13 protein-coding genes are annotated in these 15,609 nt (G+C 64.7%); 11 read left to right on the top strand and 2 right to left on the bottom strand.

Going from position 1 to position 15,609, the window contains the following annotated elements:
- Window positions 1–838: 838 nt before the first annotated feature.
- From ACSYG9_RS08110 to ACSYG9_RS08100, 3 genes are read left to right on the top strand one after another with little or no spacing between them, the layout of a single operon-like run.
- Window positions 839–1,999, top strand: a complete 1,161-nt coding sequence (locus ACSYG9_RS08110) for a tyrosine-type recombinase/integrase (RefSeq protein WP_440126680.1) — start codon at window positions 839–841, stop codon at window positions 1,997–1,999.
- Window positions 1,996–2,349: a helix-turn-helix domain-containing protein gene (locus ACSYG9_RS08105; RefSeq protein ID WP_054806697.1), complete on the top strand. Its 354-nt coding sequence runs from the start codon at window positions 1,996–1,998 to the stop codon at window positions 2,347–2,349. Before ACSYG9_RS08110 ends, ACSYG9_RS08105 begins: the two co-directional genes overlap by 4 nt.
- Window positions 2,342–3,808, top strand: a complete 1,467-nt coding sequence (locus ACSYG9_RS08100; RefSeq protein WP_454842009.1) for a Fis family transcriptional regulator — start codon at window positions 2,342–2,344, stop codon at window positions 3,806–3,808. Before ACSYG9_RS08105 ends, ACSYG9_RS08100 begins: the two co-directional genes overlap by 8 nt.
- Window positions 3,809–4,295: 487 nt before the next feature.
- Here ACSYG9_RS08100 and ACSYG9_RS08095 read toward each other — a convergent pair whose 3' ends face one another.
- Window positions 4,296–4,991, bottom strand: coding sequence for an IclR family transcriptional regulator domain-containing protein (locus tag ACSYG9_RS08095; RefSeq protein WP_054806698.1), 696 nt, complete (start codon window positions 4,989–4,991; stop codon window positions 4,296–4,298).
- A 119-nt stretch (window positions 4,992–5,110) separates the two neighbouring features.
- Here ACSYG9_RS08095 and ACSYG9_RS08090 point away from each other — a divergent pair, with 119 nt between their 5' ends.
- The 3 genes from ACSYG9_RS08090 (at window position 5,111) to ACSYG9_RS08080 (ending at window position 8,089) form a co-directional block, all read left to right on the top strand.
- A complete protein-coding gene (locus tag ACSYG9_RS08090; protein ID WP_454842007.1) occupies window positions 5,111–5,926 on the top strand; it encodes an SDR family NAD(P)-dependent oxidoreductase in 816 nt (271 codons plus the stop codon).
- A 22-nt stretch (window positions 5,927–5,948) separates the two neighbouring features.
- Window positions 5,949–6,866 carry an NAD-dependent epimerase/dehydratase family protein gene (locus ACSYG9_RS08085; RefSeq protein WP_054806699.1) on the top strand — a complete coding sequence of 306 codons (918 nt, stop codon included), beginning with the start codon at window positions 5,949–5,951 and terminating at the stop codon, window positions 6,864–6,866.
- 74 nt (window positions 6,867–6,940) lie between these two features.
- Window positions 6,941–8,089: a steroid 3-ketoacyl-CoA thiolase gene (locus tag ACSYG9_RS08080; RefSeq protein WP_454842005.1), complete on the top strand. Its 1,149-nt coding sequence runs from the start codon at window positions 6,941–6,943 to the stop codon at window positions 8,087–8,089.
- Window positions 8,090–8,103: 14 nt separating this feature from the next.
- On the opposite strand, the gene ACSYG9_RS08075 is transcribed toward ACSYG9_RS08080, so the two are convergent.
- Complete coding sequence (locus ACSYG9_RS08075) at window positions 8,104–8,724, bottom strand: TetR family transcriptional regulator (protein WP_054806700.1); 621 nt, start codon at window positions 8,722–8,724, stop codon at window positions 8,104–8,106.
- A 293-nt stretch (window positions 8,725–9,017) separates the two neighbouring features.
- On the opposite strand from ACSYG9_RS08075, the gene ACSYG9_RS08070 reads away from it, so the two are divergent.
- The 5 genes from ACSYG9_RS08070 (at window position 9,018) to ACSYG9_RS08050 (ending at window position 15,602) form a co-directional block, all read left to right on the top strand.
- Complete coding sequence (locus tag ACSYG9_RS08070; RefSeq protein ID WP_454842003.1) at window positions 9,018–10,235, top strand: DegT/DnrJ/EryC1/StrS family aminotransferase; 1,218 nt, start codon at window positions 9,018–9,020, stop codon at window positions 10,233–10,235.
- Window positions 10,236–10,414: 179 nt separating this feature from the next.
- The gene (locus ACSYG9_RS08065) at window positions 10,415–11,650 is read left to right on the top strand and encodes an amidohydrolase family protein (RefSeq protein ID WP_054806701.1); all 1,236 of its coding nucleotides are present in this window, start codon (window positions 10,415–10,417) and stop codon (window positions 11,648–11,650) included.
- Entirely contained in the window at window positions 11,647–12,513 is an 867-nt protein-coding gene (locus tag ACSYG9_RS08060; protein ID WP_440126673.1) for an amidohydrolase family protein, read from the top strand. The genes ACSYG9_RS08065 and ACSYG9_RS08060 overlap by 4 nt, the downstream gene beginning before the upstream one ends.
- Before the next feature lie 6 nt (window positions 12,514–12,519).
- Entirely contained in the window at window positions 12,520–14,721 is a 2,202-nt protein-coding gene (locus ACSYG9_RS08055) for an acyl-CoA dehydrogenase (RefSeq protein ID WP_454842001.1), read from the top strand.
- A complete protein-coding gene (locus ACSYG9_RS08050) occupies window positions 14,718–15,602 on the top strand; it encodes an SDR family NAD(P)-dependent oxidoreductase (protein WP_454841999.1) in 885 nt (294 codons plus the stop codon). Before ACSYG9_RS08055 ends, ACSYG9_RS08050 begins: the two co-directional genes overlap by 4 nt.
- Window positions 15,603–15,609: the final 7 nt, after the last annotated feature.

Raw genomic sequence — 15,609 nt, 5'->3', positions numbered from 1 at the left:
GGTCCGCGGATGCCGCGGCGGATGGTGCATCGTCGGCAGGCGGTGGTGGCCCGGAGCGGGCCTTGAATGTCGGTGTCGCCGAAGGGAGGCAGTGCGTGGGCGAGGTCGGCGGGAGGTTTGCCGGTGAGGTGCGCGAGCGCGAGCAGCGCCGCGTCGGTTGCGGGGACGAGCAGGTGATGGCGGGCGCGGTCGCCGTCGCTGCTGGTCTTCCTCGAGAACTACGGGGAAAGGACGGCGAGAATGGCCCAGATCAAACAAGAGCGGACAATGAGCCTGATCATGAATTCGCGTCTTCTGTAACTCGTGACTATTTGTGATGGATAAGTGTGATTATCCATCAAATATGTTGCAGTGGATTATAATTCGATCTCACCCAAATGTGAGACGGATTCGGCTCGACCTGTTGCTGAGTGTGTGGCCGCGCGTGGCACGGCGACGATGTCGGGCGGTGTGCGTACGCTGCGCATGGTTGCAGGGGCGCCGGGGTCGCGGGTCCGCGCATGCGGCCGAAAGGCGTCGGCCAGGCGCGGCGGGAGCCCACGGGCGGGGATACCCAGCACCGGCGTCGGACGGTGTCGGGGACGACTCGGGCACAGGGTCGCGGGCGGTGCGGGTGGCGCGATGATGCATCCGAGGCACGACCACAGGCCGTTGGTTGACGTAATATTCGTTATCGGCAATAAACCAGGACGAGTTCAAACAGATGCAACTACTCATCCCACCATGCCATGACAACCGTTCCTGCAAGTGATGACGGGGTTCCGCTGAGGCGTGCTTGACGTGTCGGGATGGCGGCCGGGTGGTTGGTGTGCAGGTCCGAGGCCGTTTCTCTCATTTGATGAGAGATTCTCGCGTAGGGTCCCAGGGTGTGGACGTGGTCCCGGGGAGAATTCCCGCCTTCTTGAGTGATCAGACCGTCGGCTTGCTGCGCGCCGAGGATCGTGCCTTCGAGGCGATGCTGGACGGCTGGCGAGCGCAACAGCTGGCCCGCGGGTTGACAGTGGCGCACATCGAGGCGTCATGTCGGCTGGTCGGGCGTTTCCAGCAGCATACGAACGAATATCCCTGGACGTGGTCCCCCCACCACTTCGACGAGTTCATGGCCGACCGGCGCAGTGGACAACGTCGACTGGCGCTGTCGACATTGCGGTCGAACGCCGGGTCGATCCGGACGTTCTGTTGCTATGTGACCGAACCTCGATACGGATGGATACCGTTCTGCGAGAAGGTATTCGGTCAGATTCCGGCGCAGGTTGTCTTCGAATGGAATGCGCCCCGTCACGCGACCGACGACGCGGTCACACCCGGCCGTCGCAGCCTCACCCGAACGGAGCTGCAGCGGTTTTTCGATGTGGTGGACGACTTCGTCGACGATGAGTTCGCCAAGCGATCGAAACGGTGGCTGCCAGCACTGCGGGACTCGATTGCGTTCAAGGTGGCCTACGCCTACGGGCTCCGACGACGTGAGTTGGCGATGCTCGAGTACGTCGATTTCGGTCCCAACCCGCATGTAGCGCACTACCGCAGGTTCGGCGCCGTGCAGGTGCGGTGGGCCAAGGGTACGAGTGGTTCCGGCCCGCGTCGGCGCACCGTGCTGACGGTGCCCGAGTTCGAGTGGGTGGTGCCGTTGCTCGAATTCTGGTTGTCGCCGCAGGGCCGGGAGCGGTTCCCCACCGCGGATCGCTCCAGGCTGCTGTGGCCGTCCGAACGCGCCGACGGGTCGGGGGTGCGCAACTTCGATCGGGCGTTCCGCCACGCCCGCGACCGTGCCGGCCTGCCCGGCGAGCTCACCTTGCACGCGCTGCGCCATTCCTACGTCACGCATCTGATCGAGGCCGGCTATGACCCGTTGTTCGTCCAGCAGCAGGTCGGCCACGGGTATTCGTCGACCACCGCGCTGTATACCTCGGTGTCCACGGACTTCAAGCAGAAGACCGTGCAGCGGATTATCGCCACTCGACTCCGTGGCATCGGAACAGAGGATGGGACCGGCTCATGAGTGAGCAGCGCCGAATCGGCTACAGGTGGAATCTGCGTCAGCTCATGGCCCAACGCAATTTGTGGAAGACCACCGAGCTGATCCCCCTGCTCAAATCGCGGGGTATCAACCTATCCAACGCACAGGTTCACCGGTTGGTGACCGCGACCCCGGAACGGATCCCGGCCCGCACCTTCGCCGCCTTGTGCGACATTCTCGACTGCACACCGAACGATCTGTTCGAACCGTTCGTCGAAATGCGGGCCGCGAAGACCGCCGACGCACCCCGGAGGCCCGAAAACTTCGGTGTCACAACGGAGCCGCGGATCGCCCGGCGCATCCGCGTGATCGCCCCGGACGACGATGGTTAGACCACGCAAACCCAGCGACCCCGACGCGTGGCCGATCCCGTGCACCCGGTGTCGCGGGCATTACCCGATCGCCGCGAACTGGCCCGACGGCCCGATCTGCAACTACTGCTACCAGCAGGCCAAACGCACCCGCGGCACCTGCGGCTGCGGCCACACCGGGGTGCTCCCCGGGGTTCTCGACGGCCATCCGGTGTGTCGCCGGTGCTCCGGGATCGCTCTGAACCTCGATTGCCGGGTTTGTGGCGTCGAGGACGAACTCTACCGCGGCGGCCGCTGCCAACGCTGCGAACTCGCCAGCCTGGTCGATGACCTGCTCACCGACCCGCAATCCGGAACGATCGTCGCGGAGCTGGCACCGGTCGCAGTGGCGTTGAAGGCCATGGCGCGACCCAACAGTGGGATCACCTGGATCCGGCAACGCCACGTCACCGCGTTCCTCGAGGGTCTGTCGACCGCACCGACGATCACCCACGGCAGCCTCGATGCGCTGCCTGCCTCACGCACACGTGACTACGTTCGGGCACTGCTCGTCGAGTACGGTGTCCTGCCCCCGCGTGACGAGATCCGGATCCGATACCGACAGTGGACGACCGAAGCTCTCAACCGCGTCCACCAGCCGGCGATGCGCGAGATCATCGACCGTTATGTCCGGTGGCATGTGCTGCGCCGCATGAACCAGAGCGAGACGGTCTCACACGGTGCCTTCTTGCGCAGTAAGCAGACCGTGACCGTCGCGATCGACTTCGTCAACTGGCTCAGTAACGAAGGCCTCGGACTTGGCGACCTGCGGCAAGGCCATCTCGATCACTGGATCGCTACCGGCTCCACGACCCGGCTGATCGTCGACCGTTTTCTCGGTTGGGCCATCGCGAGCCGACTGGCCACACCGGAGTTGACCGTGCCCAAGCATCGCCGCGGCACCAGCCGACGTCTCAGCGCCGCCGAACAGGATCATGCACTACAGGTGGCGGTCCACACCGACGAACTGTCGTCCCGCGATCGTGCTCTGGCCATCCTGGTCCTCGTCTTCGCCCAACAGATCGAGAACATCGTCCAGCTCCGCTGGGACGATGTCACCATCACCGACGAGCAGGTCACCATTCGACTCGCCGACCTCGAGATTGCGTTGCCCACACCGCTCGACCAACCGTGGCGTGATCTCACCGTCAATCCCGGTCACGACCAGACGGCCGCACATCCCCACAGCAACTGGGTATTTCGCGGTTACACTCCCGGTCGGCACCTCGATTCCGCGACTGCACGAGACCGACTCAGAAGAACCTTCAGTGCGCGTGCTGCCCGGCTCGGTACCCTCGAGCAACTCAGCAGACTCGCACCCGTGGCGATCATCGCCGAGACCCTGGGCTATCACCCGGCCACGATCGAACGGCACGCTGCTGCCTCGTCGGCCGGCTACGCCGAATACATCGCAGCTATCGACGATGCACAATCGACCTGACCATCGGTTCGCCCTGACACCCGTCCGAACCACCGCGGATCAGGAGCAGATCTCAACGGCAACTCGTCTCACTGCAATACGTCTCGTTGCCAGTATATGAAATCGTCATAATATCTTGCGCTCCAATATATTACGGAGAATTCGTACCGTTCCATTAGACGGCTCGAGCATTGCCGCAGAAGCCGGAGTGTCGGCCGGTGCACGGTCCGAAGCCCACGACGACGCCGGAATGGACGTTCACCCCGCTCGGCCGAGTGCACCGGAGTAGATCGACGCGTGGCGTGGGCCGAGTGCGGGCCGCACCACGCAGCACCGTTTGCGTGGTGCCGGAGTGGTCATTACGTGACGAATTGGAGGAGCGCTGGCGCTCGTGCACAACCCACACGAGGATTCGCGAAGGTTTTTCCTGGATGATCTATATTATTTCGCAAGCAGGGATCGAGGGTCAGTCTCCTCTATTGAGATTCACTTCAGTGCCAATTGCCTTCTAGAATTTCGAGATCAAATTCTGGTGTGGGTAGATCCTCCGCCAGGTCTCCGCGGCCGCGGTCTGCGCGGACGACATCATTCGTTTGTCTCGTACCCGGTCGGCCGGACCGAACACCGATAGAGCTGCGGCCTCGGTGCCGCCGATCTTTCCGATAGGCACGGCGACGCAGCTGAAGCCCTTCACACAGCGTTCCGGGTCGTAGGCCAGACGAAGCTCACGCACTCTCGTGAGTTCGGGGCAGTCCACATCGGTGGGATCGCCGAGAGCCAGCAATGCCTTGCCGATCGTCGACGAAGTTACGGGGAGCCGGTCGCCGACACGAGACCGCACCAGCGGAGCCGACTCGCCACCGACTTTTTCGAGATAGACGGCCTCGGATCCGTCCCGCACGGCGAGGTGGACGACGCATCCGGTGAGCTGATGAAGCCGACGCAGGCTGGGCAGGGCTGCGCGACGCAGGGCATTCTGCTGCGCAGCCGCAGCGCCCAGCTCGATCATCCGCATACCCAGCTGGTAGTCCATGCCCTCGCGATACACCCAACGGAGCGCAACGAGCTGTTCGAGTGCACGGTGCACCGACGTGCGCGGGAGCCCGGTGGCGGCGACGATCTGCGACAGATTCAGGCGGTCTGCGCCCTCGAACACGTCGAGGATCACCGCCGCGCGCTGCAATGTTCCGGTCGGCCCCTCCATCCGGGTCTCCTTCCTCGTCCCCGGACATGGGTAACACACCGTGCCGCGCGGAATCCGGTATTTCCGCCTACCGGAATCGGTGCTGTCACGCCGGGGACCCGATGCTGTGTACTCCGTCCATGCCGAATCCCTCATGTATGACTCCCGGCGCGATGCTGGCAGGTCGTCGAGCTGTCGTGACCGGCGGTGCCGCAGGTATCGGCGCTGCGATCGCGAGGTCGTTCGCCGCCCACGGCGCTGACGTACTCGTCGCGGATATCGAGCCGATTGACGGACCCGACTTCGTCCCGGCTGCCGGTGGATCGATCACCGCCGTCGAATGGGATGTGCGTGAGGGATCGTGCCCGCCCGAACTCGTCGAGCACCGGCCGGACGTGCTGGTCAACAACGTCGGCCACTACCTGCAGCCGCCGCACGCATTCGCCACCAACTCGCCGTCGCTGTGGGACGAGCTGCACGACGTCAACTTCGCGCACATCCTGCGCCTGACGCACGCGTTGCTGCCGGGCATGACCGAACGTGGCCACGGGTCGATCATCAACCTGACCACCGTCGAAGCCCACCGGGCGATTCCAGGCCACACCGTGTACTCCGCCTACAACGCTGCGCTCACGCAATTCACCCGCTCGCTGTCGGCCGAGGTCGGCCCAGCCGGCATCCGGGTCAACGCCATCGCCCCGGACCTCATCGAGTCGGTGCAGGTTCCCTACGCGACGCTCGTGCCCGAGGAGGACCTGCCGCTGTGGCCGAACTGGTCGCCGCTCGGCGGTCCCGGGCAGCCCGAGGACGTCGCGGGTGTCGCGCTGTTCCTCGCCTCCGACCTGTCCCGGTTCGTCACCGGAGGCACCATCCACGTCGACGGCGGCACGCATTCGTCCGGCGGGTGGGTGCCACGCAACTCCGGCGGCTGGACCAACCGTCCCCGCAATCCCTGATCCACGATCCGAAAGAGACATCATGAAAATTCTGGTTATCGGCGGCACCGGCATGATCGGCGCGCACGCCGCACTCGAACTGCGCGAACACGGCGACGACGTCACGGTCGCGGGACGCGGGCCCCTTCCCGACGACTCGCTCGTCGCCGATTTTCCGCTGCTGACCGGTGACTACACGGTGCCGACCTTCACCCGCGAGCAATTGTCCGGTTTCGAAGCCATCGTCTTCGCTGCCGGCCAGGACCCGCGACACAAGCCACGCGAGGACGACGACGAGCTGAAATTCTGGGAGACCACACAAAGTGTGGGTGTGCCACGTTTCGCCCAACTAGCGAAGGACGCGGGCGTCGGGCGGTTCGTGCAGGTCGGAAGTTACTATCACCAGGTGCGTCCGGATATCGCCGAGACCAACCTGTATGTCGCGGCACGCAAGGCCGCCGACGAGGGCGCCCGTGCGCTCGCCGGCGAGTCGTTCAACGTCTGCACGCTCAATCCGCCGTCGATCCTCGGTGTCGTGCCCGGTGCCTCCACCCGCCGCTACCGGAAGATGGTCTCGTGGGCCGCAGGCAACGAGCCGCAGATCCCCGATTTCGCTCCCCCCGGCGGCACCAACTACCTGTCGGCCCGCTCGCTTGCACAGGCAATCCGCGGCGCCGTGCATCACGGTGAGTCCGGGAAGGCGTACCTGATCGGCGACGAGAACCTCACCTACCAGAGCTTCTTCCAGATGATGGTCGACGCCGCAGGTGGCAATCGTGAGGTCGCGGTGAAAGACGAGTCGCACCCGCTGCTGTCGGATGCTGCGATCGTCCAGGGACGCGGCAACACCCTGTCGTACGAGCCGGATGTGGACGAGACGGCGCTGCTCGGCTACGACCGCAACGATTGCCGCCGCGCGGTCGAAGAGATGGTTGCTGCGGTCGTCGCTGCCACCCAGTGAGACCGGAGCAGTAAGAGCGCAGCTTCCGCGATACCAAGAGAGCATTCGGACCGCGTACTGCGAGGAGAACTGCAATGGGTAACCCGGTGATCGTCGATGCGGCGAGGTCTCCTATCGGCCGACGCGGTGGGGCATTGTCCGGGCTGCACGCCGCCGAGCTGCTGGGCGCCGTCCAGAAAGGTCTGCTCGAGCGACTGAGTCTCGATCCGGCCCTCATCGAGCAGGTGATCGGCGGATGCGTCACGCAGGCCGGCGAACAGGCGTCGAACGTCAGTCGCAACGCATGGCTGCACGCCGGTTTGCCCGAGCGGACCGGTGTGACCACCATCGACGCGCAATGCGGCTCCGGTCAGCAGTCGGTGCACCTCATTGCCGCCCAGATCGCCGCGGGTGTGATCGACACGGGGATGGCCTGCGGTGTCGAGGCGATGTCGCGAGTACCGTTGCTGTCCAACATCGCCGGTGACTTCGGTAGCCCGAAGCCCCCGGGCTGGACCGTGGACATCCCCGCTCAGTTCGACGGGGCCGATCGCATTGCGCGGCGTCGCGGGTTCTCGCGTGGCGATCTCGACGCGTTCGGGCTCCGGTCACAGGAGCGTGCGGCCGCCGCGTGGGCCGATCGTCGCATCGACGGTGCGATCGTGCCGGTGAAGGCGCCCGACGCCGATGGTGAGGCACCGGTCGTGGTGTCGCGTGACGGTGGTCTGCGCGACACCTCGCTCGATGCCCTGGCGGGACTGAAGCCGGTGCTCGAGGGAGGTCTGCATACGGCGGGCACTTCCTCCCAGATCTCCGACGGTGCAGCTGCGCTCGTGGTCATGGACCAGACACGGGCCGAGGAACTCGGTCTGCGTCCGCGGGCGCGGATCGTGGCGCAGTGCCTCATCGGTGCAGAGACGCATTACCTGCTCGACGGCCCGGTGCAGGCTACCGAGTATCTGCTCGAACGGACCGGGATGTCGATCGGCGACATCGACCTGTTCGAGGTGAACGAAGCGTTTGCGGCGGTGCCGATGTCGATGGCCCGCGTGCACGGCGTCGACGAGGACCGTCTGAACGTCAACGGCGGCGCCATCGCGCTCGGCCACCCCGTGGGAGCGTCCGGTGTCCGTTTGATCGGGGCAGTGATCGACGAACTCGAACGTCGCGATGCGGAACGCGCCCTCGTCGCGGTCTGCGCCGGTGGAGCGATGGCAACGGGGGCGATCGTCGAACGGATGTGAGTGCCGGGGCGGGCTCAGCGCTCGGCGTCCGCCCCCATTCCGTCGAGGAAAACGGAGATACAGTCTTCCGCGAGTTCGTCGAGAGAGTAACCGTCGTCGGGTTTGTGCCAGTACACGGTGAACCACACGGAATCTCGAAGGAATCGGTGGAACACCCTGGTAGGAATGTCCTTTCGGAGGACGCCCGCGTCCTTGCCCGCCTCGATGGCGTCGAGCCATACCGCCTGGATCGACTGTGCGAGGCGCCGTGCTTCGACGAAATCTTCTAGGCGCCGCAGATTCTCGAACTCTGCCTGGTACACCTTCGTCGCGTTGCCGCGGGTTGCTGCAGTGGCGAGCGAGACGTCGACAATCGCCTTCAGCCGGGCTCGGGGGTCGAGGTTCTCGGCCCCCGCAGCCCGGTAGTCGTCGAGTAGGTCTGTCAGATATCCCGTCACGAGCTCGGTGACGATAGCGCCCTTGGACCGGAAATAGTGGTAGAGCGCGCCTGCGTTCAGGCCGACGGCGTCGCCGATCTCCCGCATCGACGTGCCGGCGATGCCGCGTGCGGCGAAGGCCGTCGCGGCGGCATCGAGTATCTCCGATCGCCGGTCCGGTGGGCCGGATCCGTCTGACTTTCGGGTGGCCACGCTCATTCGAGAAAATGTATCGGGACTTCCCGTATTCCGCAAACAGGGCGGCTGCGGCGACGGTGACTTCTTTCTGTTCAGCAGATTTCGTCGGGGGTCAACGTCTTCCGTGATCTTCCGCGTACTTGACGACGGCGTTCGGCAATTCTATATTCGGGATTGAATGATCGTTCAAACGATGTTCATCGCCGACGACGGCTGCGGCCGGACCGCATTCGTTACGACTCCCTACTGCTTCGCTTCCTGAAGTGGTGATCCGCGGCGTCGGCACCTTCGACGAATTCGGATGAGGAGATCCCATGACCAGGGTTGTCTACGCACGCAGTGTTCATGACGAGCGCGAGATCGAGGCCTGCCTCGAGGTTCTGCGCGGGGGACCGTTCGCGTTGAAGATCGGCAAGAACGTCGCGGAGATGGAACGCCGGGTGGCCGATCTCTACGGCAAGAAGCTCGGCCTCATGTGCAATTCCGGTTCGTCGGCGCTGTATCTGGCGCTCGAGTTGCTGGATCTGCCCAAGGGCGCCGAGGTCATCACCTCGCCGCTGACCTTCTCCACCGATGTCGCGCCGATCGTTCGGGGTGGCTGGATCCCGGTCTTCGTGGATGTCGAGCCCGACACCTACAACGTCGACGCTGCCAAGATCGAGGAGATGATCACTGACCGGACCGGGGCGATCCTCGTTCCGAATCTCGCTGGTAATGCGCCGGATTGGGATGCCATCCGCGAGATCGCCGACAAGCACGGGCTGAAGGTCATCGAGGACTCGTGCGACTGCATCGGCACCACCTTGCGCGGCACCAAGACCGGATCGCGCTCGGACATCACCGTCACCAGTTTCGCGATGTCGCACATCATCACCTGTGCCGGGAACGGGGGTATGGTCTGCCTCGACGACGAGAAGCTTCGCGACAAAGGGTTGATGCTGCGCCGTTGGGGGCGGCGCTCGGAACCGCACCTGTTCGGTTCCGAGCCCGGCGGGCGGGTGTTCCGCGAGGATCTCGACGGTGTCTCCTACGACAACGACTTCATCTTCGACGTCCTGCCGTGGAACTTCGAGCCCTCCGAGCTGAGTTCGGCCTTCGGTCTGGTCCAGCTGAGCAAGTTGGAGGAGAACTACCGGCGTCGCCACGAGATCTTCGATGCCTTCACTGCCGCGTTCGGAGCCTACCCGGACCTGTTCCGCCTGCCCAAGCAGCTCGAAGGCTTCCACACGGCGTGGCTGTGCTACCCGGTGACCGTCTGTGAGGATGCCGGGTTCGAACGTTCCGATCTGCAGGAGTTCCTCGAAGGCGCAGGTATCGACACCCGCACCGTGTGGAGCGGCAACGTCACTCGCCATCCGATGATGAGCAACGTCGAATACCGGGTTCCGGATGCGGGTCTGCCGTTCGCCGACGAAGTCTTCGCCCGGGGTATGTCGCTGGGGATGAGTCACGGTACGACCGCGGAGGAGCTCGACCACACCGTCGCGACCATCCACGCGTTCGCTTCGAAGTACACCCGGGCCGGCGCCTGATCTTGTCGGCAGTGCAGCTCCCGAGCTTGGCGGGAGAGAATGAAACCGGGTTGCATCACTCAGTGGGATTTCTGCTTGACCACAGGTGATAGGGCGCTAGTCTGGGATCAGAAATTTAGAACCGAGTTTCAGATATGCAGTGACCATGATTTCGCGTAGCCATCGGACAGGAGCATCTCGTGACGAACGAAGTCCCGTACACCCTCATCTCCGCCGACAGTCATGCCGGCGCCGATCACGCCACCTACCGCGACTACCTCGAGCCGAAGTGGCACGAGGAATTCGACGCGTGGCGCGGCAAGTACAAGAACCCCTACCGCGACCTCGTCGACGACGGACGGGACCGCAACTGGAACAACGAGCGGCGCATGCGCGAGACGCAGGGCGACGGCACGGTCGGTGAGGTGCTGTTCCCGAACACCGTGCCACCGTTCTTCCCGAGTGCGGCGGTGCTGGCCGGGCCACCTCGTGCGGACGACTTCGAGAAACGCCTGGCCGGAGTGCGCGCGCACAACCGGTGGCTCAAGGACTTCTGTGACGACGCACCGGCGCAGCGGGCAGGCGTCGGGCAGATCTTCCTCAACGACGTCGACGAGGCGATCGCGGATGTGAAGTGGATCAAAGAGAACGGGCTACGGGGAGGTGTTCTGCTGCCGAACCTGGCGCCGGACATCAAATGGGTCAAGCCGCTCTACGATCCCGAGTACGACCGGCTCTGGGAGATCTGTGAAGACCTCGGTGTGCCGGTCAACAGCCACGCAGGTACCGGCCTGCCCGACTACGGCCGGTACAAGACCTCGTCGCTGCTCTATATCAACGAGGTCGGCTTCTATTCGATGCGCCCTCTGGTGCAGATGATCCTCTCGGGTGTCTTCGAGCGCTTTCCCAGGCTCAAGTTCGCCGTGTCCGAGCAGGGCTGCTCGTGGGCGCCGGATCTGATGCGTCAGCTCGACACGGTGGACCTGCGCGTCAAGCGCACCGGCCGGATCGGTGAGCTGTTCTACAGCGAGGACGAGCAACTGCCGTTGCGTCCGAGCGAGTACTTCCGCCGCAATGTGTGGGTCGGTGCGACAATGCCGTCCGCGCAGGACATCGCGGTGCGCGAGACTCTCGGCGAAGGAAAGTTCATGTGGGGCAGCGACTATCCGCACAACGAGGGAACCTACCCGTTTACGCGCGAGTGCATTCGTCAGGTCATGCACGACGTGGACGAGTCCGAGCTGCGGAAGCTGTTCGCCGCCAACGCCGCCGAACTGTACGACTTCGATCTCGATGCGCTTGCACCGCTCGCGGCCGAGTACGGGCCGACACCCTCCGAGATCGCGCAGCCTCTGACCGAGCTTCCCGAGAATCCCAACGACGTACTGATGCGCGATTCCTTCGCTGAGCAACTCGAAGCGGAGCTGAGCGCATGACCGCCTACGCAGGAATTCCGATCATCGACACACACATCGGTTTTCGTGAATCCGGATACGACGAGTACGCCTTCATCACGAAGCAGACGAAGGACAGCCAGAGCCGTGACGAGTTCACGATGCCCGCGCAATACATGTTCAAGGATGTTCCGAGCGACCTGGCGACCGACGATCCGGTGTCGGTGACACTGCGGGAAATGGACAAGCACGGCATCGAGATCGGAATGGTCAGCGTTGCCAAAGAGGCAGGGCGTCAAGCAGTCCGGATGTTTCCGGACCGGTTCGTCGCGCAAGGCTCTGCCGTCGACCCCAACGACATCATGGGCACCCTGGAGCGGATGACGCGCGAACGCGAGGAATTCGATATCCGGTCGGTGAGTTCCTTCGCGGCAGGCACCTTCCCGCAGGTGGCGCTCAACGCACCGCAGATGTATCCGATCTATGCCAAATGTGTCGAACTGGGCATCCCGATCTTCGCGTGTGCAGGAATCGCGGGTCCTCGGCTGAAATCCGCGGTGCAGCATGTCGAACTCATCGACGACGTGATGTTCGACTTCCCGGATCTCGTGTTCGTCACCCGGCACGGCTGTGAGCCGTGGGAAGATCTGGCGGTCAAGCTGATGCTCAAGTGGCCCAACCTGTACTATTCGACATCGGCCTTCGCTCCCAAGCACTATCCGAAGGCGATCGTCGACTATGCGAACACCCGGGGCGCCGACAAGATCATCTACGCCGGGTACTTTCCGGCGGGTCTGAGCCTGGACCGCATCTTCGACGACATGCCGAACGTTCCGTTCAACGACGACGTGTGGCCGAAGTTTCTGCATGACAATGCCCGCAAGGTGCTCGGATTGAAAGGTTGACCGGAGATGCCGATCGGAATCGGACCGGATCACGACGCACTGGCCGACTCGCTCGCTCGGTTCGCTGCACGGCACACGCCTGTCGCACGTACCCGCGACCAGTTCGACCGGATCGCTCGTGGCGACACCCCTGACTTCTGGGAACAGCTGGTGCAGATGGGTATTCCCTCCCTGCATCTCGCAGAGGAGCACGGTGGTGCCGACGCCGGACTGCTCGAGCTCGCGGTGGCGCTCGAACAGTCCGGATACGGACTGATCCCGGGACCGCTGCTGCCCACGGTCAGTGCAAGCGCTGTGATCTCGTCCCACGGCACCGATGCGGCGCGCACGACGCTGCTGCCGCGATTCGCATCCGGTACGACGGGTGTGCTGGGGCTCGCACCGGGCACTGTCACCCTCGACGGAGACGGCGACGAGGTGATCGCCTCAGGCACCACAGTGCCTGTGCTCGGTGCGCTCGGTGCGGAGATCCTCGTCCTGGCGGGTCGGTGCCGGGAGGAGACGGTCTGGTTCGTCGTGTCGGCAACGGATGCGGGTGTCGAGCGGCTCGGGGAGGAGGGTGTCGACCTGACCCGTGACGTTGGCCGGGTGCGGTTGTCCGAGACACGAATTCCCGCGCAGAACATTCTCGGGGCCAGGGCCGACGAGATCGCCGCTCTCAATGCGGTCCTGCAGTGTGCCGAGGCGGTGGGTGTCGCGCGATGGGCGCAGGAGACGAGCCTTGCATACGCCAAGATCCGGGAGCAGTTCGGCCGTCCGATCGGATCGTTCCAGGCGATCAAGCACAAATGCGCCCAACTGTTCATCCGCGTCGAGGTGATGACGAATTCGGCGTGGGATGCGGCGGTGGCCGCGGACGGCGACGACCGGCAGCAGATCGCACTCACCGCTGCGCGTACCGCGACGGTGGTACGACGCGAGGCCGTCGACGTGGTACTCGAGGCACTCACCCTCCTCGGCGGTATCGGCAACACCTGGGAACACGACATCCACCTGTACTGGCGCCGCGTCGTCAGCCTGCTCGCACTCGGCGGATCACAGGACGAATGGGCCCGCCGGGCGGGCGAGCTGGCGATGACCACCGAACGCGAGTCCTCCCTCGTCACCGAGGACCGCCCGGACTTTCGAGCCGGGGTGGCAGCCACGATCGACGAGGCCGCAGGTCTCGACGCCGAGAAGGCGCGGGTGTTGCTCGCCGACCGCGGTCTCGTATCGCCGCACTACCCCGCCCCGTACGGGCTGGGCGCAGACACAGCCGGCCAGTTGATCATCGCGGAAGAGTTCGAGCGTGCCGGTCTGACACAGCCCAGCACGGTCATCGGTGAATGGGCGCTGCCCTCGATCCTGCAGTACGGGACCGAGGAGCAGTGCGAGCGCCTGATCGTCCCGACGTTGCGCGGCGAGATCATCTGGTGTCAATTGTTCTCCGAACCCGGAGCGGGCTCGGATCTGGCCTCGCTGACCACGTTCGCGACCAAGGTGGACGGTGGCTGGCGACTCGACGGCCGTAAGGTCTGGAATTCGAAGGCACGCGAGGCCCACTGGGGAATCTGCCTGGCACGCACCGATCGCGCTGCACCCAAGCACCGCGGCATCAGCTATTTCCTCGTCGACATGTCGACGCCCGGAGTCGAAGTACGTCCGCTGCGGGAAGCCACCGGCGACGAGATGTTCAACGAAGTCACCCTCGACGGAGTGTTCGTGTCCGACGCCGATCTCGTCGGTGCACCCGGCGAGGGATGGAAGGTGGCGCGGACGACGCTTGCAAACGAGCGGGTGTCGATGGGTCGCACGCCGGTCGTGGGACGCGATCGATTCGATCCCATCGAGGTGGTTCGCACACTCGACCCCGAGATCCGGCAGGATGCGATCCCAGCGCTCGGCCGGCTCACCTCCACGACCGGAGCGCTCGACGCGCTCGCGCACCGCAGTGTGCTGGGGCGCCTGTCCGGACGAGATCCGGGTGTCGAAGCGAGCGTGCTCAAAGCTGCTTCGGCGCAGCACATCACGGATGTCGCGGCACAAGTGCTCGAATGGTTCGGGCCGGAGGCTGCCGTCGGTAGCCTCGGAACGGATGTCAGCGGGGGAGGCCGTGCGGCCAAGGCGTACCTGTCGACGCCGTCGTTGCTGATCGGCGGGGGCACCCTGGAGATCCAGCTCAACGTGATTTCCGAGCAGATTCTGGGGCTGCCCCGAGAACCACGATGAGCACACGGATTCTCGGCGGCCGGACCGCGATCGTCACCGGTGCGAGCGAGGGGCTCGGGCGTGCCGAGGCCCTCGCGCTCTCCGCCGCGGGCGCCGATCTGGTGATCAACGCGCGGAGCGCGCGGATCGACGATGTCGCGGCCGAGATCCGCGATGCGGGTGGACGCGTGGTGACGTACGTCGGTGATATCGGCGAACAGGCCACCGCAGACCGGCTCGTCGCACTTGCGGTGGCCGAGTTCGGCGGACTCGACATTCTCGTGAACAACGCCGGAATCATCCGGGACCGCATGGTGTTCAACATGTCTGCGGAAGAATGGGACGATGTCGTCCGCGTAAATCTGCGCGGCACGTTTCTCACCACCCGCGCCGCGACCCACCATTGGCGGCGTCGTGCCGAGGAGACCGGGAATCCGGTATATGCCCGAATCGTGAACACGTCATCGGAGGCATACGCGACGGGCCCGCCCGGCGCAGCGAACTATGCGGCGTCGAAGGCGGGGGTCGTCGCGCTCACGATGTCGACGGCGCGAGGCTGCGGACGGTTCGGTGTGCGCGTCAACGCACTGTGCCCCCGTGCCCGGACCGCGATGACCGACGGCGTGTTCGACCCCGAGCCGCTGTCCGGAGACGACCCACTGTCGGTCGAACATGTGACCCCGCTTGTCGTCTACCTCGCATCACCTGCGGCCGAGCAGATCACCGGGCAGGTCCTGGTGGTGTACGGCGACCGGATCGATGTGATGTCGGCCCCCACGGTGCAGACCCACCTGACGTCGGCGTCGCGGTGGGAGCAGGAGGAACTGCACGAGGTTCTAGGCGGCCATCTTGCTCCGTCCTCGGCGGTGCAGGGCGACGAGGCAACTAGAATGCCGTCGTGACCGACTC

Source organism: Rhodococcus sp. SJ-2, from assembly GCF_053750035.1.
Note: the sequence above shows the minus strand (reverse complement) of the source record. Positions and strands in the feature narration are given on the sequence as shown.

Coding starts and splice junctions, on each gene's coding strand:
- ACSYG9_RS08070 (WP_454842003.1), top strand. CDS start 9,018: ATGACCAGGGTTGTCTACGCACGCAGTGTTCATGACGAGCGCGAGATC.
- ACSYG9_RS08050 (WP_454841999.1), top strand. CDS start 14,718: ATGAGCACACGGATTCTCGGCGGCCGGACCGCGATCGTCACCGGTGCG.
- ACSYG9_RS08060 (WP_440126673.1), top strand. CDS start 11,647: ATGACCGCCTACGCAGGAATTCCGATCATCGACACACACATCGGTTTT.
- ACSYG9_RS08085 (WP_054806699.1), top strand. CDS start 5,949: ATGAAAATTCTGGTTATCGGCGGCACCGGCATGATCGGCGCGCACGCC.
- ACSYG9_RS08110 (WP_440126680.1), top strand. CDS start 839: ATGAGAGATTCTCGCGTAGGGTCCCAGGGTGTGGACGTGGTCCCGGGG.
- ACSYG9_RS08080 (WP_454842005.1), top strand. CDS start 6,941: ATGGGTAACCCGGTGATCGTCGATGCGGCGAGGTCTCCTATCGGCCGA.
- ACSYG9_RS08095 (WP_054806698.1), bottom strand. CDS start 4,991: ATGGAGGGGCCGACCGGAACATTGCAGCGCGCGGCGGTGATCCTCGAC.
- ACSYG9_RS08100 (WP_454842009.1), top strand. CDS start 2,342: ATGGTTAGACCACGCAAACCCAGCGACCCCGACGCGTGGCCGATCCCG.
- ACSYG9_RS08075 (WP_054806700.1), bottom strand. CDS start 8,724: ATGAGCGTGGCCACCCGAAAGTCAGACGGATCCGGCCCACCGGACCGG.
- ACSYG9_RS08055 (WP_454842001.1), top strand. CDS start 12,520: ATGCCGATCGGAATCGGACCGGATCACGACGCACTGGCCGACTCGCTC.
- ACSYG9_RS08105 (WP_054806697.1), top strand. CDS start 1,996: ATGAGTGAGCAGCGCCGAATCGGCTACAGGTGGAATCTGCGTCAGCTC.
- ACSYG9_RS08090 (WP_454842007.1), top strand. CDS start 5,111: ATGCCGAATCCCTCATGTATGACTCCCGGCGCGATGCTGGCAGGTCGT.